Origin of the sequence: Nocardioides epinepheli, assembly GCF_037936805.1 — a bacterium.
Classification (GTDB): domain Bacteria; phylum Actinomycetota; class Actinomycetes; order Propionibacteriales; family Nocardioidaceae; genus Nocardioides.
Genome location: NZ_JBBMMC010000018.1, coordinates 60,975 through 81,061, shown reverse-complemented (window position 1 = coordinate 81,061; position 20,087 = coordinate 60,975). Strand labels below are relative to the sequence as shown.

20 protein-coding genes and 1 rRNA gene are annotated in these 20,087 nt (G+C 71.7%); 19 read left to right on the top strand and 2 right to left on the bottom strand.

Annotated features, from left to right (window positions below; translation table 11 throughout):
• Nucleotides 1-79: ribosomal RNA gene (gene rrf, locus WMR31_RS20065) — 5S ribosomal RNA — on the top strand; the annotation flags it as partial.
• 74 nt (nt 80-153) lie between these two features.
• Here rrf and WMR31_RS20060 read toward each other — a convergent pair.
• Complete coding sequence (locus tag WMR31_RS20060; RefSeq protein WP_340540670.1) at nt 154-774, bottom strand: DUF305 domain-containing protein; 621 nt, start codon at nt 772-774, stop codon at nt 154-156.
• A gap of 111 nt (nt 775-885) precedes the next feature.
• Here WMR31_RS20060 and WMR31_RS20055 point away from each other — a divergent pair, with 111 nt between their 5' ends.
• Entirely contained in the window at nt 886-1,251 is a 366-nt protein-coding gene (locus WMR31_RS20055; RefSeq protein ID WP_340540669.1) for a single-stranded DNA-binding protein, read from the top strand.
• Here the strand turns inward: WMR31_RS20055 and WMR31_RS20050 are convergent.
• On the bottom strand, nt 1,211-2,347 hold the full coding sequence (locus tag WMR31_RS20050; protein ID WP_340540668.1) for a DUF1015 family protein: 1,137 nt from the start codon (nt 2,345-2,347) through the stop codon (nt 1,211-1,213). The two genes, WMR31_RS20055 and WMR31_RS20050, sit on opposite strands and share 41 nt — an antisense overlap.
• A gap of 59 nt (nt 2,348-2,406) precedes the next feature.
• Here WMR31_RS20050 and WMR31_RS20045 point away from each other — a divergent pair, with 59 nt between their 5' ends.
• The 17 genes from WMR31_RS20045 to WMR31_RS19965 all read left to right on the top strand — a co-directional run bounded on the left by WMR31_RS20045 (nt 2,407) and on the right by WMR31_RS19965 (nt 20,056).
• Nucleotides 2,407-3,444, top strand: a complete 1,038-nt coding sequence (locus WMR31_RS20045) for an HAD-IIA family hydrolase (RefSeq protein WP_340540667.1) — start codon at nt 2,407-2,409, stop codon at nt 3,442-3,444.
• Between the two features lie 29 nt (nt 3,445-3,473).
• Nucleotides 3,474-3,680 (top strand): hypothetical protein, encoded by a 207-nt coding sequence (locus tag WMR31_RS20040; protein ID WP_340540666.1) that lies wholly within the window; start codon nt 3,474-3,476, stop codon nt 3,678-3,680.
• Nucleotides 3,680-4,549 (top strand): TlyA family RNA methyltransferase, encoded by an 870-nt coding sequence (locus tag WMR31_RS20035; protein ID WP_340540665.1) that lies wholly within the window; start codon nt 3,680-3,682, stop codon nt 4,547-4,549. The genes WMR31_RS20040 and WMR31_RS20035 overlap by 1 nt, the downstream gene beginning before the upstream one ends.
• A gap of 2 nt (nt 4,550-4,551) precedes the next feature.
• The gene (locus WMR31_RS20030) at nt 4,552-5,487 is read left to right on the top strand and encodes an NAD kinase (RefSeq protein ID WP_340540673.1); all 936 of its coding nucleotides are present in this window, start codon (nt 4,552-4,554) and stop codon (nt 5,485-5,487) included.
• Entirely contained in the window at nt 5,484-7,283 is a 1,800-nt protein-coding gene (recN, locus tag WMR31_RS20025) for a DNA repair protein RecN (protein ID WP_340540664.1), read from the top strand. The genes WMR31_RS20030 and recN overlap by 4 nt, the downstream gene beginning before the upstream one ends.
• Before the next feature lie 36 nt (nt 7,284-7,319).
• Nucleotides 7,320-9,008 carry a CTP synthase gene (gene pyrG, locus WMR31_RS20020; RefSeq protein WP_340540672.1) on the top strand — a complete coding sequence of 563 codons (1,689 nt, stop codon included), beginning with the start codon at nt 7,320-7,322 and terminating at the stop codon, nt 9,006-9,008.
• A 3-nt stretch (nt 9,009-9,011) separates the two neighbouring features.
• Entirely contained in the window at nt 9,012-9,611 is a 600-nt protein-coding gene (locus tag WMR31_RS20015; RefSeq protein ID WP_340540663.1) for an NUDIX domain-containing protein, read from the top strand.
• Between the two features lie 51 nt (nt 9,612-9,662).
• On the top strand, nt 9,663-10,547 hold the full coding sequence (locus WMR31_RS20010; protein WP_340540662.1) for a hypothetical protein: 885 nt from the start codon (nt 9,663-9,665) through the stop codon (nt 10,545-10,547).
• A 97-nt stretch (nt 10,548-10,644) separates the two neighbouring features.
• A complete protein-coding gene (gene ald, locus WMR31_RS20005; RefSeq protein ID WP_340540661.1) occupies nt 10,645-11,772 on the top strand; it encodes an alanine dehydrogenase in 1,128 nt (375 codons plus the stop codon).
• Nucleotides 11,773-11,776: 4 nt separating this feature from the next.
• Nucleotides 11,777-12,757, top strand: a complete 981-nt coding sequence (locus tag WMR31_RS20000; RefSeq protein WP_340540660.1) for a site-specific tyrosine recombinase XerD — start codon at nt 11,777-11,779, stop codon at nt 12,755-12,757.
• 62 nt (nt 12,758-12,819) lie between these two features.
• Complete coding sequence (locus tag WMR31_RS19995; protein ID WP_340540659.1) at nt 12,820-13,437, top strand: hypothetical protein; 618 nt, start codon at nt 12,820-12,822, stop codon at nt 13,435-13,437.
• 31 nt (nt 13,438-13,468) lie between these two features.
• A complete protein-coding gene (locus WMR31_RS19990) occupies nt 13,469-16,066 on the top strand; it encodes a DEAD/DEAH box helicase (RefSeq protein WP_340540658.1) in 2,598 nt (865 codons plus the stop codon).
• 178 nt (nt 16,067-16,244) lie between these two features.
• Nucleotides 16,245-17,282 (top strand): ParA family protein, encoded by a 1,038-nt coding sequence (locus WMR31_RS19985; RefSeq protein ID WP_340540657.1) that lies wholly within the window; start codon nt 16,245-16,247, stop codon nt 17,280-17,282.
• Entirely contained in the window at nt 17,267-17,635 is a 369-nt protein-coding gene (locus WMR31_RS19980; protein WP_340540656.1) for a hypothetical protein, read from the top strand. Before WMR31_RS19985 ends, WMR31_RS19980 begins: the two co-directional genes overlap by 16 nt.
• A complete protein-coding gene (locus WMR31_RS19975) occupies nt 17,632-18,507 on the top strand; it encodes a segregation and condensation protein A (RefSeq protein WP_340540655.1) in 876 nt (291 codons plus the stop codon). The genes WMR31_RS19980 and WMR31_RS19975 overlap by 4 nt, the downstream gene beginning before the upstream one ends.
• Nucleotides 18,504-19,310, top strand: a complete 807-nt coding sequence (gene scpB, locus WMR31_RS19970; protein WP_340540654.1) for an SMC-Scp complex subunit ScpB — start codon at nt 18,504-18,506, stop codon at nt 19,308-19,310. The genes WMR31_RS19975 and scpB overlap by 4 nt, the downstream gene beginning before the upstream one ends.
• Entirely contained in the window at nt 19,307-20,056 is a 750-nt protein-coding gene (locus WMR31_RS19965; protein ID WP_340540653.1) for a pseudouridine synthase, read from the top strand. The genes scpB and WMR31_RS19965 overlap by 4 nt, the downstream gene beginning before the upstream one ends.
• Nucleotides 20,057-20,087 lie beyond the last annotated feature (31 nt).

The following is a 20,087-nucleotide window of genomic DNA, read 5'->3' as shown; positions in this document are numbered from 1 at the left end:
ACCGAACCCGGAAGTTAAGCCTGCCAGCGCCGATGGTACTGCAACCGCGAGGTTGTGGGAGAGTAGGACGCCGCCGGGCAAACATTCGCAGAAGGGCGACCCGCAAGGGTCGCCCTTCTGTCGTTTTCGCCGGGCAGCGCCTGGGTCTGTGTCCTATTCGAGCAGACCGGCCATGGTGTGGAGTTGTCCTTGTTGGGCGTCGGTGACGGCGTCTGCCAGATCCACGGCCGGCTGATACTGCCCCCCGTCGCGCTCGGCGTCCGCGATGTCCAGGGCGCCCCGGTGGTGCTTGCTCATCAATTCGAGCCAGATCTGCTCGAACTGCTGGTCAGGGCAGTGCTCGAGGGTGGTGAAGTCGGCGACGGTGAGCGCACCCGGAAGGTCGGAGAGGTCAAGTCCCTCCAAGGCATCGGCGAGGTCGCCGTCATGGTGGCCTGCGTTCACGTGGTCCCGCATGGTCGGTGGGATCTCCTCGTCCCAATCCTCGAGCCAGTCCGCGGCGATCTCGATCTGAGGACCGTGCTCGCTGCGGATCTCCTCGGCGAGGGCCTCCAGCTCGGAGGACACGGGCCGGTCGGCGACCAGGTCCACCATCGACAGCGCCTGCGCATGGTGCTGGATCAGGTCGCTGGCGAAGTCCACGTCGGCATCGTTGTGTTCGACGGTCGACCGCGACGGTGGCGTCTCGCCGCCCTCGCCGCCGGCGCACCCGGTGACTGGTAGCAGGAGAGCGAGGGCCGCGGCGGCGCGGCCGAGGCGGGAGGGGTTCGTCATGCGGGCCATTCTCCACAGGTGCGCGGTGTGGTGTGTTCTCCACAGGCGCAGCCGGGCCGGCTCCGCAGGCCGTCGATCGCAGCCATCCTGGTGAGCAGGAGGTGGGACGTCATGGCCACGAAGACGAAGACGGAGCCGGCACCGGTGGAGGCGGCGGTCAACGAGGTGCGACTGGTCGGCAGGCTCGCTGCGCCGGCCGAGATCCGGGAGCTCCCCAGCGGGGATGTGCTCTTGAGCTTCCGGGTGGTGGTGGATCGGCCGGCGGGTCCCCAGCGCCGCCAGCCGGTGGATGCGCTGGAGTGCGTGGCGTGGAACGGGCGGGTGCGACGCTCGGTGCAGTCTTGGCGACGCGGTGACCTCGTGGAGCTGTCCGGTGCGGTCCGCCGCCGCTTCTTCCGCACCGCGGCGGGTCCGGCGAGTCGCGTCGAGATCGAGGTCAGTGGGGCTCGGCTTCTTCGTCGTTCCACGAGCGGATGAAGGCGCCGAAGGTCGGCTTCGGCTGGAAGGAGGTCGCCTTCTCCGGAAAGAGGCGTCCGGCCGTGACGACCTGCTGCACCTGTTCGACCGTCGGGGCCGGCATCAGCACCGCGACCGCGGTCTCCGGTGCCGCGAGGGCGAGTGCCTCCTGGGCACTGTGGTGGAAGGTGACCCTGGCCGGCCCGTGCCCGAGGCCGGGCACGATCTGGTCGTGCAGGATCTCGGCCTCGACCCGGTCGCCGCCGGCCACCAGCCCGATCGTGAGCCAGGTGGTCGAGTCGGTGACCACCAATGTTCCAGGGCCCAGGGCGGCCAGCGCGTCGTCGGCGGTCCGGCGCTCCGTGTGGATGCCGAGGGCGGCGGCCGCGGCCTCGACGTCGCCGACGGAGGTCCCGGTGAACACGCGGTGGATCGCACCGAGGAACAAGGGGGTGTCGCCCTGGTCGACGATCATCGCCAGGCCACGGTCGGCCGCGGTCCCCGGTTCGCGCTGTTGGAGTCGCAGGTAGGCCGCGTAACGGTGGTGTCCGTCGGCGATGAGGGCGGTCGTCGCGGCCGTGATGGTGCTGATCCGCTCGATCAGGTCGTGGTCGGTGATCGCCCAGATCCGGTGGTATTGCCCGGTGCGGTCGTGGATCTCCAGGTCCGGGTCGCCTTGCCGCAGGTTGCGCAAGATCGAGCGAAGCTCGTCGGGGGAGTCCTGGACCAGCAGGATGGGGGCGGGGTTGATCCGCATCGAGGCCATCCGGTCGGCCAGATCGTCGGCTTGCGCGGGATAGATGCCCTCGTGCGGCATGATCGCGCGGTCCTCGGGACGCACCGCCCGGCTCGACACGTCGATCGCACCCACCAGGCCGCGGACCGTGATGCCGCTCACGGTGTACTCGTGGAGGTAGAGGGCCGGCGCGGGGTCGTGCGTCAGCAGCCCGCGCTCCTCCCAGGACCGGAGTCGATCCGGGAGATCGCGGTAGGGCCTCGCGAAGAGCCGGCCGGCCATCGGGTCACCGATCCGCGAGGAGACCAGCCGGATCGCCCGGAACGGCGCCAGCCGCAGCGGCCGCGCCACGAAGGGCGGAGTGACCGGTGCGGAGTCCATCGGATCACCCTACGAGGCCGGGCGGCGCGGCGTGCGGGCGACACTGCGAGACTTCGGCCATGCCGTCTGATGCATCCGCCGACCTGCTGCCCGACCTGCTCTCGGTGACCGAAGACCCCCTGACCGAGGCCTACGACCTGGCGATGCTCGACCTCGACGGAGTCGTGTACGTCGGCCCCGATGCCGTGCCGGGCGCCGCCGCTCACCTGGCGGCGGCGCGTGAGCAGGGGATGCGACTGGCGTTCATCACCAACAACGCCTCCCGCCCGCCGTCGGCGGTGGCCGAACACCTCACGAGCCTCGGCGTCGCGGCCGAGCCCGACGACGTCGTCACCTCCGCCCAAGCGGCGGCGCGCGTGCTCCTGGACCGACTCGGCGAGGGTGCGCGGGTGGCGATGCTCGGGGCCGACGGTCTGGAGCAGGCGTTGCTCGAGGCCGGCCTGGTTGCGGTAGGGGTCGCGGACGAGGCGAGCGCGATCGTCACCGGGTACGCCCCGCAGATGCGCTGGGCAGACCTGATGCATGGGGCGACCCGGATCCGGGACGGACTGTGGTGGGTGGCCAGCAACACCGATCTCACGATCCCGACGCCCTACGGAATCGCGCCAGGACACGGCGTCCTGGTCGACACGGTCCGACGGTTCAGCGGGGTCGACCCGGTGGTGGCGGGCAAACCCGCGCAGCCGCTGCTGGAGGAGACGATCCGCCGCGTGGGCGGGACGCGACCACTGATGGTGGGCGACCGCCTCGACACCGACATCGAAGGTGCCCGCAACGCCGGACTCCACAGTCTGCTGGTGCTGACCGGCGTCACCGGGCTCGAGGAGCTGATCGCGGCTCGACCCGAGGAGCGACCGACCTACATCGGTGTGGACCTCCGCGCGCTGGGCGAGCCCCAGCCGGCACCGGTGCTGGAGGGAGACGAGTGGCGTCTGGGCGGGTGGTCTGGGAGCGTCGAGGACGGTCGGCTCTCGCTCGACGGCGAGGGCGGTGCGGCCGACTGGTGGCGCGTGGCGGCCACCACCGCGTGGCACCACGCCGATGCTCACGACAGCGCGCCGTCCATCGAGGGGCTCACCCCGCCCAAGGCGACCTGAGACCCACCCCGGCCGGTAGGCTCGCGGCCATGAGCGAGCAGCCCGACGAGCACTGGTCCGGCGAGCCCGACCCCCTGGCCGAGGAGCCACCGCGGCCCCGCCCCGAGCCCACCGGCAACGAGCGGGTCGACGCGGTGATCGACGCGGTCGCCGGTCTCGACGACCGACCGTTGGAGGAGCACGTGGCGGTGTTCGAGTCCGCGCACGGCGAGCTTCGGCGGACCCTCGAGCCCTGATGCCGCCTCGACGACTCCGCCTCGACGCCGAACTCGTCCGTCGTGGCCTGGCCCGGTCCCGCGAGCAGGCCGCCGAGCTCATCGCCGGCGGCCGGGTGAGCGTGGCCGGTGCGGTGGCCACCAAGCCGGCGACCGGGGTGACCACCGACGCCGCCATCGTCGTCGCTGACGACCCCGACCGCCCCGACTACGTCTCCCGCGGCGGTCACAAGCTCGCCGGAGCGCTCGACGTGTTCGGCCCCGCCGGCCTCGAGGTCGCCCGCCGCCGGTGCCTGGACGCCGGCGCCTCGACCGGCGGGTTCACCGACGTCCTGCTGCGCCGAGGAGCCCGCGAGGTGGTGGCCGTCGACGTCGGGTACGGCCAGCTCGCCTGGTCGCTGCAGAGCGACGACCGCGTCGACGTGCGAGACCGGCAGAACGTGCGCGAGATCACCGCCGACATGATCGGCGGACCGGTCGATCTCGTCGTCGGCGACCTGTCCTTCATCTCCCTCACCCTGGTGCTCGACGCTCTGCTCGGCGTGATGGCCTCCGACGGCGACCTCGCGCTCATGGTCAAGCCCCAGTTCGAGGTCGGCAAGGAGCGCGTGGGCAAGGGCGGGGTGGTCCGCGACCCCGCGCTGCGCGCCGAGGCGGTCGCGACGGTCGCGGCCGAGGCCGCTCGCCGAGGATGGGGCGCCCGGATGGTCACGCGCAGCCCGTTGCCGGGTCCCTCCGGCAATGTGGAGTTCTTCTTGTGGCTGCGCCGTGGGCCCGCCGAGATCACCGACGCCGACATCGAGGAGGCGGTGGCCGAGACCGCGCAGACGCCGTCCCCTGTGCAGGAGGACCCCGGCTCGTCGGTGCCGGATGAGAGGCTGCCGCAGTGAGCGTGCGACGAGTGCTGGTGCTGGCCCATACCGGGCGGCCAGAGGCGCGCGAGGTGGCCACGGCGGTGATCGCGGGCCTCACCCGCCACGGCATCGTGGTGCGGCTGCTCGTCCCGGAGGCCAAGGACCTCGGTCTCGACCTCGACTCGCCCACGCTCGAGCTCACCGACTCCGAGTCCGACGCCGGACGCGACTGCGAGCTCACTCTCGTCGTCGGGGGCGACGGCAGCATCCTGCGTGCCGTCGAGCTCACCTACGAGAGCGCGACGCCGGTGCTAGGGGTCAACCTCGGACATGTCGGCTTCCTGGCCGAGGCCGAGCCGGAGGACGTCGACGCCACGATCGAGGCCATCGTCGAGGCCAAGTACACCGTCGAGGATCGCCTGACCCTCGACGTGCAGGTCACCCACGACGGCGAGGTGGTCGTCTCGACCTTCGCGGTCAACGAGGCGAGCGTCGAGAAGGCCGCCCGTGAGCGGATGATCGAGGTCGTGGTCGAGGTCGACGGCCGACCGCTGTCGCGGTGGGGGTGCGACGGCGTCGTCTGCGCGACGCCCACCGGCTCGACGGCCTACAACTTCAGCGCCGGCGGGCCGATCGTGTGGCCCGAGGTCGAGGCGATGTGCGTGGTGCCGCTCAGCGCGCACGCGCTGTTCGCCCGGCCGATGGTGGTCGGCCCGGACTCGGTGGTGGCTGTCGAGGTCCTGGCCGGCACCCAGGGTTCGGGTGTGCTGTGGTGCGACGGACGACGGACCGTCGACCTCCCACCCGGCGCCAGGATCGAGGTGCGGCGCGGACGACGTCCGGTGCGGCTGGCTCGCGTGCACCAGGCCCCGTTCACCGACCGGCTGGTCGCCAAGTTCGGACTCAACGTCGAAGGCTGGCGCGGCGAGGGCGCCCGACGCCGCCTGCGCGGCACCGGGGGACCCACCTCGTGATCGAGGAGATCCGGATCGGCTCGCTCGGGGTCATCGACTCCTCGGTGCTCGAGCTCGGCCCAGGACTCACGGTGATCACCGGCGAGACCGGCGCCGGGAAGACGATGGTCGTCACCGCGCTCGGCCTGCTGCTCGGGGCCCGCGCCGACGCCGGCGCGGTGCGCAAGGGCGCCACCCGCGCGCGGGTCGAAGGCGTCGTCCGCGCCACCGATCTGCCCACCTTCGCCGAGGCGGTCGAGGAAGCCGGCGGCGAGGTGGAGGACGGTATCGCCGTGCTCGCTCGCAACGTCTCGGCCGAGGGCCGCTCCCGTGCCTACGTCGGGGGTGCCGGAGTGCCGGTGGCAACCCTGAGCGCGGTGGCCGAGCCGCTGGTCGCCGTCCACGGACAGTCCGATCAGCATCGCCTGCTACTCCCCGCCGCCCAGCGCGAGGCCGTCGACCGCTTCGGCGGCGAGGAGCTGGCCACCCTGCTCGCCGCCTACGTCGACGTCTATCGCAGGCTGGAGGCCACCACCCGCGAGCTCGACGAGGTGAGCGCGACTGCCCGCGAGCGCGCCCGCGAGGCCGACCTGCTGCGCTTCGGGCTCGGCGAGGTCGAGGCGGTCGGTCCCGAGCCGGGGGAGGACGACGCACTCGCAGCCGAGGAGTCACGGCTGGGCTTCGCCGACACGCTGCGCACGGCTGCCGAGCAGGCCCGCGTCGCGCTCTCCTCCGATGATGCCGTCGGCGAGAGCGCAACCGACGCGCTGGGCGCGACCTCGGCGGCCCGCGGCTTCCTCGACGCCGTCCGCGACCACGACCCGGCCGCCGCCGAGCTCGCCGACCGCCTCGCCGAGATCGTCTATCTCGTCTCCGACGTCGCCGCCGACGTCGCCGCCTACGCCAGTGCCGTCGAGACCGACCCCGCGCGGCTCGCCGCGGTCTCCGAACGGCGAGCGGCCCTGACCGCACTGACGCGCAAGTACGGCGAGACGCTCGACGAGGTGCTCGCCTGGTCGGCCGAGGCGGCCGGACGCCTGGTCGATCTCGACGGCACCGACGAGCGCATCGCGACGCTCACCGAGGCGCGAGACACCCTTCGCGCCGACCTGAGCGATGCGGCCTCGGCCCTGACGGCCGCGCGGGTCGCCGCCGCGCAGACCCTTCAGGTCCGGGTCACCGAGGAGCTCGCTCAGCTCGCGATGCCCGATGCCCGGCTCACGATCCGGGTCAGCCCGATCCAGCCGGCCGCGCATGGGGGCGACGACGTCCAGCTGCTTCTCGCCGCCAACACCGGCTCCGAGCCGAGGCCGCTCGCCAAGGGCGCCTCGGGGGGCGAGCTCTCCCGCGTCATGCTGGCCATCGAGGTGGCCCTGGCCGGCACCAGCCCGGTGCCCACCTTCGTCTTCGACGAGGTCGACGCGGGGGTCGGCGGCGCCGCCGCGGTCGAGGTCGGTCGCCGGCTGGCCGAACTGGCGCGCACGGCCCAGGTGCTGGTGGTGACCCACCTGCCGCAGGTGGCCGCCTTCGCCGACCGGCACGTGCTGGTGCAGAAGTCGAGCGACGGGTCGGTGACCAGCTCGGGGCTCACGGTGCTCGACGACGCGGCCCGGGAGCGAGAGCTCTCCCGGATGCTGGCCGGGCTCACCGAGTCCGACACCGCTCTGGCGCACGCCCGCGAGCTCCTCGACGTCGCCCAGGCCGAGCAGTCCGCCCCGGCCGGGTCGAAGCAGGCCAGGCGCACCCGACGCAGCAAACCCTCCAAGCCGGGCGGCCCGGCGAAGTCGACGAAGCGATCCGCGCGTGAACGCGGCTGATCCACCGATGCTGGGATAGGATCGAATCCCGTGAAGATGGCCTCGGTCGACCAGTCCAAGCACGTGTTCGTCACCGGCGGCGTCGCCTCGTCGCTCGGCAAGGGGCTCACCGCCTCCAGCCTCGGTAGGCTGCTGCGCTCCCGGGGCCTGCGGGTCACCATGCAGAAGCTCGACCCCTATCTCAACGTCGACCCGGGGACGATGAACCCCTTCCAGCACGGTGAGGTCTTCGTCACCAACGACGGCGCGGAGACCGACCTCGACGTCGGCCACTACGAGCGCTTCCTCGACACCGACCTGAACCAGATCGCGAACGTGACGACCGGGCAGGTCTACTCCAGCGTCATCGCCAAGGAGCGGCGCGGCGACTACCTCGGCGACACCGTCCAGGTGATTCCGCACATCACCAACGAGATCAAGGACCGCATCCTGGCGATGGGCGGACCCGACATCGACGTGGTGATCACCGAGATCGGCGGCACCGTCGGCGACATCGAGTCGCTGCCCTTCCTCGAGTCGGCCCGGCAGGTGCGCCACGAGATCGGTCGCGACAACTGCTTCTTCCTCCACGTCTCGCTGGTGCCCTACATCGGTCCGTCCGGCGAGCTGAAGACCAAGCCCACCCAGCACTCGGTCGCCGCGCTCCGACAGGTCGGCATCCAGCCCGACGCCGTCGTGTGCCGGGCCGACCGCGAGCTGCCGGAGTCGATCAAGCGCAAGATCTCGCTGATGTGCGACGTCGACCAGGAGGCCGTCGTCACCGCCGCCGATGCGCCGTCGATCTACGACATCCCCAAGGTGCTGCACCGTGAGGGCCTCGACGCCTACGTCGTGCGCCGCCTCGACCTGCCCTTCCGCGACGTCGACTGGACGGTGTGGGACGACCTGCTGCGACGCGTCCACCATCCCAAGGAGGAGGTGACGATCGCGCTGGTCGGCAAGTACATCGACCTTCCCGACGCCTACCTCTCGGTCGTCGAGGCGCTGCGGGCCGGCGGTTTCGCCCACGAGGCCAAGGTGCACGTGCGCTGGGTGCCCTCCGATGAGTGCGCGACGCCGTCCGGCGCGGCCAAGCAGCTCGCCGACGTCGACGGGATCGTGGTCCCCGGCGGATTCGGGATCCGCGGCATCGAGGGGAAGCTCGGCGCACTGACCTTCGCGCGCACCCACCAGATCCCCACCCTCGGGCTGTGCCTGGGCCTGCAGTGCATGGTCATCGAGTACGCCCGCGAGGTGGCCGGACTCGACAAGGCCGCCTCCACCGAGTTCGACCCCGACGCCGCCGAGCCGGTGATCGCCACGATGGAGGAGCAGAAGTCCTACGTCGAGGGCGCCGGCGACCTGGGCGGCACCATGCGGCTCGGGCTCTACCCCGCCGAGCTCGCCGAGGGGAGCGTGGTGCGCGAGGCCTACGGCGCCGACCGGATCGAGGAGCGGCACCGGCACCGCTACGAGGTCAACAACGACTACCGCGACCGGCTCGCGGAGGCCGGCCTTGTGTTCTCCGGGCTCAACCCCGACCTAGACCTGGTCGAGTTCGTCGAGCTGCCACGCGAGGTGCACCCCTACTACGTGGCCACCCAGGCCCACCCCGAGCTCCGCTCGCGTCCGACCCGCCCGCACCCGCTGTTCGCCGGCCTGATCGGAGCCGCGATCGAGCGCCAGAGGGAGCTGCGCTTCCCGATCGACGAGACCGGCCTGCGCGCCGAGCCCGTCGAGGCCTGAGGGGTGGCCGACAGGCCGGCCGAGGAGCTCGCCGACCGACCCGAGCGGTGGCCGGTCCTCGAGTCCGAGGACCTGCACCGCGACCAGTGGGTCGTGGCGCTGCGTCGCGACCTGGTCCGACGACCCGGAGGCGAGGATGAGGCGCCCTTCGGGCGGCTGGTCCTCGAGCACCCGGGCGCCGTCGTCGTCCTCGCGCTCGACGACCAGGACCGCGTCGTGCTGCTGCGTCAGTACCGCCATCCGGCGCAGACCCGGTTCGTCGAGCTGCCGGCCGGGCTGCTCGACCACCCGGGTGAGGAGCCGGTCGACGTCGCTCGACGCGAGCTGATCGAGGAGACCGGCCTGGCGGCCGAGACGTGGACGAGCCTGGGCTCCTTCTGGTCGAGTCCTGGGATCAGCGCCGAGCACATCCACCTCTTCTTGGCCCGCGGGCTGCGGGAGGTGGGACGCGGCGAGTTCGCGATGCAGCACGAGGAGGCCGACATGGAGGTCTTCCGCGCCCCCTTCGCCGACCTGCTTGCCGCCGTCCTCGACGGCTCGGTGAGCGACGGCCCGGCCGTCGTCGCCGTTCTCAAGGCGCACGCCCTCGGGTTGATCGGCTAGGGCACTACTGATCGACACGGCGGGTGCGCTGGCGGTGCGTACGATCCGTTCGTGAGCACCATCGATCCCGCCGAGAGCCGCAACGCGCGCGTGACCCGCCACCGCGGCAACGTCGCGCTGCTGTGGGCCGCGGCCGCCGGCGTGGCGATCCAGGCGCTCTCCAGTGCCGCCGTCGGCGCTGCCATGGCGCTCGTGGTCAACGAGATGCGCACGAGCACGGTGTCGGTGCCCGAGGCCAGCACGCTCGCCGCGAGACCTTGGCTGCTGCCGGTGCTCATGTTCCTCGGAGTCGTGGGGATCCTGATCGGGGCGTCGCTGTATCGCAGCAGTGCCCAGCTGTACCGCGGCGGGGAGCAGCCGCCGGGCCTCGTCGTCCCCATCGGGCTGGCCACAGCCACCGTCGCCTTCACCGCGGTGAGTCTTCGCTGGGACGACATCGCACCGATCGGCTACACCGTCGACACGTGGGACGGCTCGCACGACGACTGGGGCCCATGGGCCTGGATCGTCTACCGGATGAACATCTGGCTTCCGCTGCTGCTGCTGGCCGTCACCGTCCTCGTGGCGTGGACGTCGTGGCGCCATACCAAGGTGCGCGCCGGCGAGCGGGCCGAGCGCGACCGGCTGCTCCGGCGCGGCGGCCGCAGAGTGCCCGGCGAGGTGGTCGAGGTCCGGCTGCACCACTCCACCGACGACAACGGATCCAAGACCGTGACCGGGGCGACCGCCACGGTGCGCTACCTCGACCTGCACGAGACCACGCGCTGGATCATCAGGACCGTCAGCGGGCGAGCGGTCGCGCTGCAGCTGCGTGACGGGGTCTCGGCCGCCGAGGTGCTCTATGACCCCGAGGCGCCCGACGACGAGTCGCTGATCTTCGTCGCCCTCCAACGCGACCCGCTGCCCTCGGACTGGATCGGACGCTCCGGGCGCTGATGGCGAGCCGAAGCGGGCCGTAGGCGCGCGAGAGTAGGGTCACCACGAGCAGGCACCACAAGGGTGCCCCGGGGGCGCCAGGGTCGAGGAGGCACCTGTGAGGGTCGGTGTTCCGAAGGAAGTCAAGAACCACGAGTACCGCGTGGCGATCACCCCGGTCGGGGTCCACGAGCTCGTCGACCGCGGCCACGACGTGGCGATCCAGACCGGCGCCGGGGTCGGGTCACAGATCAGCGACGACGACTACGCCGCGGCAGGAGCAAACATCGTCGCGACCCCCGAGGGGGCCTGGGGCACCGACGGCGAGGTCGATCTGGTTTTGAAGGTCAAGGAGCCGATCGCCGAGGAGTACCCGCGCATGCGGGAGGGGATCACGCTGTTCACCTACCTCCATCTGGCCGCCGACAAGCCGTTGACCGAGGAGCTCCTGGCCCGCAAGGTCACCGGCATCGCCTACGAGACCGTGCAGCTGCCCTCCGGGTCGCTTCCCCTGCTGTACCCGATGTCGGAGGTCGCGGGCTGCCTCGCACCGCAGGTCGGCGCCCATGCCCTGCTCAAGGCACAAGGCGGCCGGGGCGTCCTGATGGGCGGGGTCGGCGGCGTGGCCAACGCCAAGGTGGTCATCATCGGTGCCGGGGTGTCGGGGCAGAACGCCGCGAACATCGCCCTCGGCATGGGTGCCGACGTCACCCTGCTCGACACCGACCTCGACAAGCTGCGGATGTCGTTCTGGCGTTACGACAACCGGGTCCACGGCCTGGCCAGCAGCAAGCTGGCGATCGAGAAGCAGGTCCGTGAGGCCGACATGGTGATCGGGGCGGTCCTGATCCCGGGTGCCGCGGCTCCCAAGCTGATCTCCAACGAGCTCGTCGCGCAGATGAAGCCGGGAGCGGTGCTCGTCGACATCGCCGTCGACCAGGGCGGCTGCTTCGAGGACACTCGCCCCACCACCCACGACGACCCGACCTACCGGGTGCACGACACGACGTTCTACTGCGTGGCGAACATGCCCGGCGCGGTGCCGAACACCTCGACCTACGCCCTCACCAACGCGACCCTGCCCTACACCGTCGCCCTCGCCGACCAGGGCTGGCGGGAGGCCATGCGCGCCGACCACAGCCTCGCGCTGGGGCTCAACACCTACGACGGGCAGCTCACGAACGCGCCGGTCGGTGAGGCCGTCGGCATCGAGGCCACAGGTCTCGACGCCGTGCTGGACTCCTGAGCCGTTGGCGAGCACCGGAGGCCAAGGCCCGATCACACGAGCGGTCCGCACCTACCTCGACCACCTCACCGTCGAGAAGGGGCTCGCGGCCAACACCCTCGTGTCCTACCGGCGTGACCTGCGCCGCTATCTGGAGTACCTCGACATCCAGGGCATCGACGACCTGAACGCCGTCAGCGAGGCGACCGTCTCGGGCTTCCTGGTCCGGCTGCGCGAGGGAGATGCCGAGCACCGTCCGCTGAGCAGCACCTCGGCAGCCCGCACCGTCGTCGCGGTGCGCGGCTTCCACAAGTTCGCCGTCGCCGACGGACTGGCCGAGACCGACCCGGCCGCCGCCGTCAAGCCGCCGACGCCGGGCAAGCGGCTGCCGAAGGCGCTTCCGCTCTCCGACGTCGAGGCGATCTTGGAGGCGGCGGGCGCGCCGGGCACCGCGCTGGCGCTGCGCGACCGCGCGCTGCTCGAGGTGCTCTATGGCACCGGCGCCCGGATCTCCGAGGCGGTAGGACTCGACGTCGACGACCTCGACTGGGACGCACTCGGGGCCACCGATCGTGCCGTGGAGCAGCAGGAGGTCGCCACGGTGCAGCTACGTGGCAAGGGCTCCAAGGAGCGGATCGTGCCGGTGGGCTCCTACGCACGCGAGGCCGTGGACGCCTACCTGACCAGGGCACGACCAGAGCTGGTGACCGCGCGGGGTTCGGGGGGCGCGCTGTTCCTGAACGCCCGGGGCGGACGGCTCTCGCGGCAGTCGGCCTGGGCGGTGCTCACGCGGGCCGCCGAGCGCGCCGGCGTGACCCGCGACGTCTCGCCGCACACCCTGCGACACTCCTACGCCACGCACCTGCTCGACGGCGGTGCCGACGTCCGCGTGGTGCAGGAACTGCTGGGGCACGCGTCGGTGACCACCACCCAGGTCTATACCCTCGTGACCGTGGACAACCTGCGCGAGGTGTTCGCGACCGCTCACCCTCGCGCGCGCGGGTGAACCGGATCGCCGCTCGCTTCGTCACAGTCCTGACCGAACGTCGTCCAGCTCGGAGGAGCCCCATGCGCCGCCCGCTCACCACTCTCGCTGCCCTCGTGGCCGCGTCCGTCCTGCTCGCCGGCTGTGGGGGTGACTCCGACGACGACGCCGGCAGCGACCCGACCACGCCGGTCAGCGAGTCCTCGACCAGCGACTCGGCACCGACCACGGACCCGGCAACGGACCCGTCCGCGGAGGAGACCAGCGACTCCAGCGACGAGCCGTCGACCCCGCCGGCCACCGAGCCGACCACGCCCGGCGACACCGCGCCGCCCGGGCAGGCGACGACGGAGCCTGACGAGGCCGTGGAGCTGTGCGATGCGTTCCGTGGGGCCTTCGACGTCGCCGGTGACGACATCGACGCCGACGGCAAGCCCAACGAGCGCGTCCCGAAGAAGGTCCTCGACGCGCTGCACAAGTGGGGCGAGGACCTCTCGACCGCCAGCCTTCCCTCCGACCTCAGCGAGGACCAGCGGGCCGGGATCGAGGTGATGTCGCAGGCGCTGCGCGACATCCCCGACGATGCGACCTTCAGTGACCTCGACGAGCTCGAGAACCTGCCCGACCGACAGGACGACCAGATCGACGCCGCCCTGGAGTACGTCACCGCGAACTGCGTCCTCACTCCGCCCACCGACTGACCGGCCCGTCGCGGCTGACAGACTGGACCTCGTGACAAGGACGGCCTCCGACGACGCGTGGGAGGCCGTCTACGACGACATCACCGCCTTCGCGGCCGACCGCGGGCTCGAGCTGTACCCGCATCAGGACGAGGCGGTGCTGGAGATCCTGGCCGGCAACAACGTGGTGCTGGCCACCCCCACCGGGTCGGGCAAGTCGCTGGTCGCCATCGCCGCCCACAAGGCGGCGCTGGCCGAGGATCGGGTCTCCTTCTACACCGCCCCGATCAAGGCGCTGGTGAGCGAGAAGTTCTTCGACCTGTGCCAGGTGTTCGGCGCCGAACAGGTCGGCATGCTCACCGGCGACGCCTCGGTGAACGCCGATGCCCCGATCATCTGCTGCACCGCCGAGGTCCTGGCCAACATCGCGCTGCGTGAGGGGGCCACCGCCGACGTCGGTCTGGTGGTGATGGACGAGTTCCACTTCTACGCCGAGCCCGACCGCGGCTGGGCCTGGCAGGTCCCGCTGCTGGAGCTCCCGCAGGCGCAGTTCGTGCTGATGTCGGCCACCCTCGGCGACGTCACCGAGCTGGCCGCCGACCTGACCCGACGCAACGGTCGTGACACCGCGATCGTCGACGACGCCGAACGGCCCGTGCCGCTCAGCTTCACCTGGGCGCTCACGCCGCTGGCCGAGACACTCGAGGAGATCGTCGCGACCCACCAGGCGCCCGCCTACGTCGTTCACTTCACCCAGAAGGACGCCGTCGAGCACGCCACGAGCCTGCTCAACGCCCGCTGGCTGCCCAAGACCGGCGTCGACATCCCGCCGGGGTTCCGCTTCGGGGCCGGCTTCGGCAAGACGCTGGCCAAGCTGCTCAAGCGCGGCATCGGCGTCCACCACGCCGGGATGCTGCCGCGCTATCGCCGTCTGGTGGAGCAGCTGGCGCAGTCGGGGCAGCTGAGCGTCATCTGCGGCACCGACACCCTCGGCGTCGGCATCAACGTGCCGATCCGCACGGTGCTGTTCACCGCGCTGGCCAAGTTCGACGGCAACCGGTCGCGAGTGCTGCGGACCCGCGAGTTCCTGCAGATCGCCGGACGCGCGGGCCGCGCCGGCTTCGACACGGCCGGCTACGTCGTCGTCCAGGCTCCCGAGCACACCATCGAGAACGAGCGCGCCAAGGCCAAGGCCGAGGCCAAGAACGCCGCGATGAGCGAGGAGAAGCGGGCCAAGCGCAAGAGCAAGGCCCAGCTGAAGAAGCCGCCCGAGGGCACCGTGGTGTGGACCGAGCAGACCTTCGACAAGCTGGTCGCCGGGGTGCCCGAGCAGCTGGTCTCGCGGATGAAGGTCGACAACGCGATGCTGGTCAACGTCCTCTCCCGCGACGAGGACGCCGTCGCGGTGCTGCGCCGACTGCTCACCGACAACCACGAGCAGCGCCGCGCCCAGCTGAAGCTGGTGCGACGGGCGCTGCGGCTCGGCCGGAGCCTGGTGCACTCCGGCACCGTCGTCCGGTTGCCCGAGGTCGACGACCTCGGCCGCCGCTACGTGCTCGCCGACGACGTCCCCGACGACTTCGCGCTCAACCAGCCGCTGTCGCACTTCGCGCTGGCCGCACTCGACGTCCTCGACCCCGAGTCCGACGACTACACCGCCGACATCGTCTCGGTGATCGAGGCCACCTTGGAGGCGCCGCGCCAGATCCTGTTCGCCCAGCAGCACGCCGCGCGCGGCGAGGCGATCGCGGAGATGAAGGCCGACGGGCTGGAGTACGAGGAGCGGATGACGCTGCTGGAGGAGGTCACCTGGCCGCAGCCGCTCGCCGAGCTCCTGGAGACCACCTACGAGATGTACCGCCAGCGGCACCCGTGGCTGCGCGAGGACGCCCTGGACCCCAAGTCGGTGGTGCGGGAGATGTATGAGCAGGGGATGTCGTTCACCGACTTCGTCTCCCGCTATCAGCTCGCGCGCTCGGAGGGGCTGGTGCTGCGCTACCTCACCGACGCCTACCGGGCGCTGCGGCAGACGGTGCCCGAGCAGCACCGCACCCCCGAGCTCGAGGACCTGCTGGAGTGGCTGGGGGAGACGGTCCGCCAGACCGACTCCTCGCTGCTCGACGAGTGGGAGGCCCTCTCGGACCCCGACCACGCCGCGCGCACCGTCACCGAGAACGAGCCGCCGGCCTCGCCGCGACCGATCTCGCGCCGGGAGCGGGCCTTCGGCGTGATGGTGCGCAATGCGATGTGGCGGCGCGTGGACCTGGTGGCGCGCGACGACCTCGACGGCCTCATGGCGCTCGAGCGGGCCGCCGCCGACCGGCTCGACCCGCCGCGCGAGGTGGTGATGACCCGGTCGGCCTGGGACGAGGGGATCGAGGCCTACTACGCCCAGCACGACGCCGTCCGCACCGACGGCGACGCCCGCGGACCCGAGCTGCTGCGCGTCGTCCCCGAGACCGGCGAGCCGGCCGGCCTGGGGGAGTCCGGCGGGGGCGTCTCCGCGCGCCTGTGGCGGGTCACCCAGACCCTCGCCGACCCCGCCGGCGACCACGACTGGGTGATCGAGGCGATCGCCGATCTCGATGCTTCCGACGGGGCCGGCGAGCTCGTGATGCCCACCGTCTCCTTCCGCTGCCTCACCGACTGATCCTCCAAGACGCCGAGTCGGCGTTTGTGTTAAGCACAAGTGCCGACTCGGCGTGCTGGAAGGGCCGGTGCGGCGGCCGGATTCCGGTGGTCCTAGAGTCGCCCGGCGAGTCGCGACGAAAAGTCGCTGTGTCGACATTCAGACTGGAGATCCATCCAGTTGCAGAGGAGTCCAGCCCATGACTGACGGATCGTTCGCGGGTACGCCGGCGATGCCACCGCGGGCGCCGGTGCCCGTGCCGCAGCGGCCCGACCCGGGTGAGTCGGCCGAGGCGGCCGTCGCCGCGACGTTGCCGTTCGAGCGGCCCACGACCGCGCACGAGACCCCGAGCCAGACCGCTGGCCAGACCGGGCCGGTGGGGAAGCCGGCCGAGGTCGAGCTCGGTCCGACCGGACGGCCGTTGCCGGTCTTCGCCGAGCCGCCGCCGGTGGGGGAGCGGCACGCGGCGCGGGTGGTGTCGATGTGCAACCAGAAGGGCGGCGTCGGCAAGACGACGACCACGATCAACCTGGGCGCCTCGTTGGCCGAGTACGGCCGCAAGGTGCTGCTGGTCGACTTCGACCCGCAGGGCTCGCTGTCGGTCGGTCTCGGCCTGAACCCGCACGAGATGGACCTAACGGTCTACAACCTCCTCATGCAGCGCGACGTCACCCTCGACGAGGTCGTGGTGCCCTCCGGCATCCCCGGGATGGACCTGCTGCCCTCCAACATCGACCTCTCCGCGGCCGAGGTTCAGCTGGTGCACGAGGTGGCCCGCGAGCAGACCCTCCAGCGAGTCCTGGCCCCGGCGCTCTCGCAGTACGACGTCATCCTCATCGACTGCCAGCCCTCCCTCGGCCTGCTCACCGTCAACGCGCTCACCGCCTCCGACGGCGTGATCGTGCCGCTGGAGTGCGAGTACTTCGCGCTGCGCGGGGTGGCCCTGCTCAAGACGACCATCGACAAGGTCCGTGAGCGGTTGAACCCCAAGCTGGAGATCGACGGCGTGCTGGGCACCATGTTCGACGGGCGCACCCTGCACAGCCGCGAGGTGATGGAGCGACTGGTGCAGGCGTGGGGCGACACCGTCTTCCACACCGTCATCCGGCGCACCGTGAAGTTCTCCGACTCCACGGTCGCGGGCGAGCCGATCACCACCTACGCCAGCTCCTCGCCCGGCGCCGACTCCTACCGCCAGCTCGCCAAGGAGGTGCTTGCCCGATGGCCCGACGAGTGAGCCTGCCGGCCGCCGACGACCTGTTCCGGCCCACGATCGCGCCGGACGCCGGCGCCGACCCTGCGGAGGGGAAGCCGCAGGGGTCGGTACGGGCCGTCCCGGACGCCGCGCCCGAGACCGAGGCGCCGAAGAAGGGCGCCAGCGGGCGGGTCAAGCACGACGAGAAGGTGACCGTCTACGTCACCGCCGAGGAGCTGCTCGACCTCGAGCGCACCCGCCTCGAGCTGCGTGCCGAGCACGGCATCTCGGCCGACCGCGGTCGGATCATCCGGGAGGCGATCGACGCCGTCCTGGCCGACTTCCACGAGAACGGCGAGGACAGCATGCTCGTGCGCGGCCTCCTCGAGCGGTGACCGCGACCGACCTCGGCACCGGCGCCGGCGAGGAGCCGGGCACACCGACGTTCTCGTTGCGCCTGGACAACTTCGAGGGTCCCTTCGACCTGCTGTTGAGCCTGATCGCCAAGCACAAGCTCGACATCACCGAGGTCGCGCTGTCGAAGGTGACCGACGAGTTCATCGCCCATGTGAAGGCCGGCGGCTCGCCGGAGAACCCGGCACCGTGGGACCTGGAGCAGACGACCTCGTTCCTGCTGGTCGCCGCGACCCTGCTCGACCTCAAGGCGGCGCGGCTGCTGCCGCAGGGCGACGTCGAGGACGAGGAGGACCTCGCGCTGCTCGAGGCCCGCGACCTGCTCTTCGCACGGCTGCTGCAGTACAAGGCGTTCAAGCAGGTCGCCGCGGTGTTCGAGGGGCGCCTGGACGGCGAGTCGCGACGGCATCCGCGCGCGGTAGGTCTCGAGGAGCGGTTCGCGGGCCTGCTGCCCGAGGTGCTCATCGGCATCGGGCTGGAGCAGTTCGCCGGGCTCGCCGCGAAGGCGCTGGAGCCCAAGGCCGAGCCCGAGCTGACCCTGCACCACATCCACGCCCCGACCGTCTCGGTGCGCGAGCAGGCCGGCGTCGTGGTCGACCGGCTGCGCCGCGGCGGGACGATGACGTTCCGGGCGCTGTGCGGCGACTCGCCCGACACCCTCACCACCGTCGCCCGCTTCCTCGCGCTGCTCGAGCTGTTCCGCGAGGGCGCGGTCGCCTTCGACCAGGTGCAGGCGCTCGGCGAGCTCACCGTGCGCTGGACCGGCGATGAGACCGAGGACGACTTCGAGATCGAGATCGACGAGTTCGAGGGGACGCCGCTGCCGGCCCCGCCCGCTGAGGAGAGCCCATGACCGACCTGCCCGAGCCCACCGAGGTCCCCGAGGCCGTCCCCGCGGCCGAGCCCGAGCCGACCGACGACGTCGCCCTGCTCTCGGTGCCCGTGGCCGCGCTGAGCCCGTCGCTGGAGGCCGTGCTGATGGTGGCCGACCAGCCGCTCGACGAGACCACCCTGGCCACCGCCGTCGGGTACCCGGCCGAGGAGGTCGCCGCCGCGCTGGCCGTCCTGGCCGCCGAGTACGACGAGCAGGACCGCGGCTTCGAGCTGCGCAACGTGGCCGGTGGCTGGCGCTACTACACCCGCGAGGCCTATGCCCCCGTCGTGGAGGGCTTCGTCCTCGAAGGTCAGCAGGCGCGGCTGACCCAGGCCGCGCTGGAGACCCTCGCCGTGGTCGCCTACAAGCAGCCGGTCACCCGGGCCCGCGTCTCGGCGATCCGCGGCGTCAACGTCGACGGGGTGATGCGCACCCTGCTCTCGCGCGGCCTGGTCGAGGAGGCCGGCCGCGACGGCGAGCACGGAGCCACGCTCTACCGCACGACCGGCTACTTCCTCGAGCGGATCGGCGTCACCTCGCTCGACGAGCTGCCCGAGCTGGCGCCCTATCTGCCCGAGATGGACGACCTCGACGACGAGCTGTCCGAATTGCTCGGCGCGCCTCCGGCCACCTCTCCCACTGCTGTCGAGCCTGCCGCCGAAACGGCTCCCGCCGGGGAGAGCGCCGAGTCCGGCCCCGAGGCCGGCCCTGCCGAGGAGAGTGCCGCCGAGGAGAGTCCCGCGGACGTCGTGACCCCAGCGCAGCCGGAGGACGACGAATGAGGGAGGTCGCCACCGACGACGACGGCCTGATCCGGCTGCAGAAGCTGCTGGCGCAGTCGGGAGTGGCCTCGCGCCGCAAGTGCGAGGAGCTCATGCTCGACGGCGAGGTCGAGGTCGACGGCGAGATCGTCACCCGGCTCGGCACCAAGGTCGACCCGCGCACCGCCGTCATCCGGGTGTCCGGGCAGCGGCTGCCACCGGTCTCCGAGCACGTCTACCTGGTGCTGCACAAGCCGCGCGGCGTCGTCTCGACCATGTCAGACCCCGAGGGCCGCCCGACGTTGGAGCGCTTCGTCGCCGAGCGACCCGAGCGGCTCTTCCACGTCGGCCGCCTCGACACCGACACCTCCGGGCTGCTGCTGCTGACCAACGACGGCGACTTCGCGCACAAGATGGCCCACCCCTCCTACGAGGTGGACAAGACCTACGTCGCCGAGGTCGACGGCCGGGTGACCAAGGAGACCGTGGCGACCCTGCTCGCCGGGGTCGAGCTCGACGACGGACCGGTGCACCCCACGCAGGCCCGGATCCTCGCCGCGCAACCCGCCAAGTCGATCGTCGAGCTGACCATCCACGAGGGCCGCAATCGCATCGTGCGGCGCCTGCTCGACCACCTCGGACACCCGGTACGCAAGCTCAGCCGGATCCAGCTCGGGCCGGTGCGACTGGGCAGTCTGCCCTCCGGCGAGCTGCGCGAGCTGACCTCCGACGAGCTGGGTGCGCTGCTCGACAGCGTCCGCATGTAGGACGATCCGGCCTGGCGCCCTCGCCCGACCG

Excerpts from the sequence above, each read along its gene's own strand:
- WMR31_RS20050 (WP_340540668.1), bottom strand. The coding sequence starts at position 2,347 with ATGGACTCCGCACCGGTCACTCCGCCCTTCGTGGCGCGGCCGCTGCGG.
- WMR31_RS20060 (WP_340540670.1), bottom strand. The coding sequence starts at position 774 with ATGACGAACCCCTCCCGCCTCGGCCGCGCCGCCGCGGCCCTCGCTCTC.
- WMR31_RS19980 (WP_340540656.1), top strand. The coding sequence starts at position 17,267 with ATGGCCCGACGAGTGAGCCTGCCGGCCGCCGACGACCTGTTCCGGCCC.
- scpB (WP_340540654.1), top strand. The coding sequence starts at position 18,504 with ATGACCGACCTGCCCGAGCCCACCGAGGTCCCCGAGGCCGTCCCCGCG.
- WMR31_RS19985 (WP_340540657.1), top strand. The coding sequence starts at position 16,245 with ATGACTGACGGATCGTTCGCGGGTACGCCGGCGATGCCACCGCGGGCG.
- WMR31_RS20035 (WP_340540665.1), top strand. The coding sequence starts at position 3,680 with ATGCCGCCTCGACGACTCCGCCTCGACGCCGAACTCGTCCGTCGTGGC.
- WMR31_RS19995 (WP_340540659.1), top strand. The coding sequence starts at position 12,820 with ATGCGCCGCCCGCTCACCACTCTCGCTGCCCTCGTGGCCGCGTCCGTC.
- pyrG (WP_340540672.1), top strand. The coding sequence starts at position 7,320 with ATGGCCTCGGTCGACCAGTCCAAGCACGTGTTCGTCACCGGCGGCGTC.
- WMR31_RS20055 (WP_340540669.1), top strand. The coding sequence starts at position 886 with ATGGCCACGAAGACGAAGACGGAGCCGGCACCGGTGGAGGCGGCGGTC.
- WMR31_RS19965 (WP_340540653.1), top strand. The coding sequence starts at position 19,307 with ATGAGGGAGGTCGCCACCGACGACGACGGCCTGATCCGGCTGCAGAAG.
- WMR31_RS20040 (WP_340540666.1), top strand. The coding sequence starts at position 3,474 with ATGAGCGAGCAGCCCGACGAGCACTGGTCCGGCGAGCCCGACCCCCTG.
- WMR31_RS20045 (WP_340540667.1), top strand. The coding sequence starts at position 2,407 with ATGCCGTCTGATGCATCCGCCGACCTGCTGCCCGACCTGCTCTCGGTG.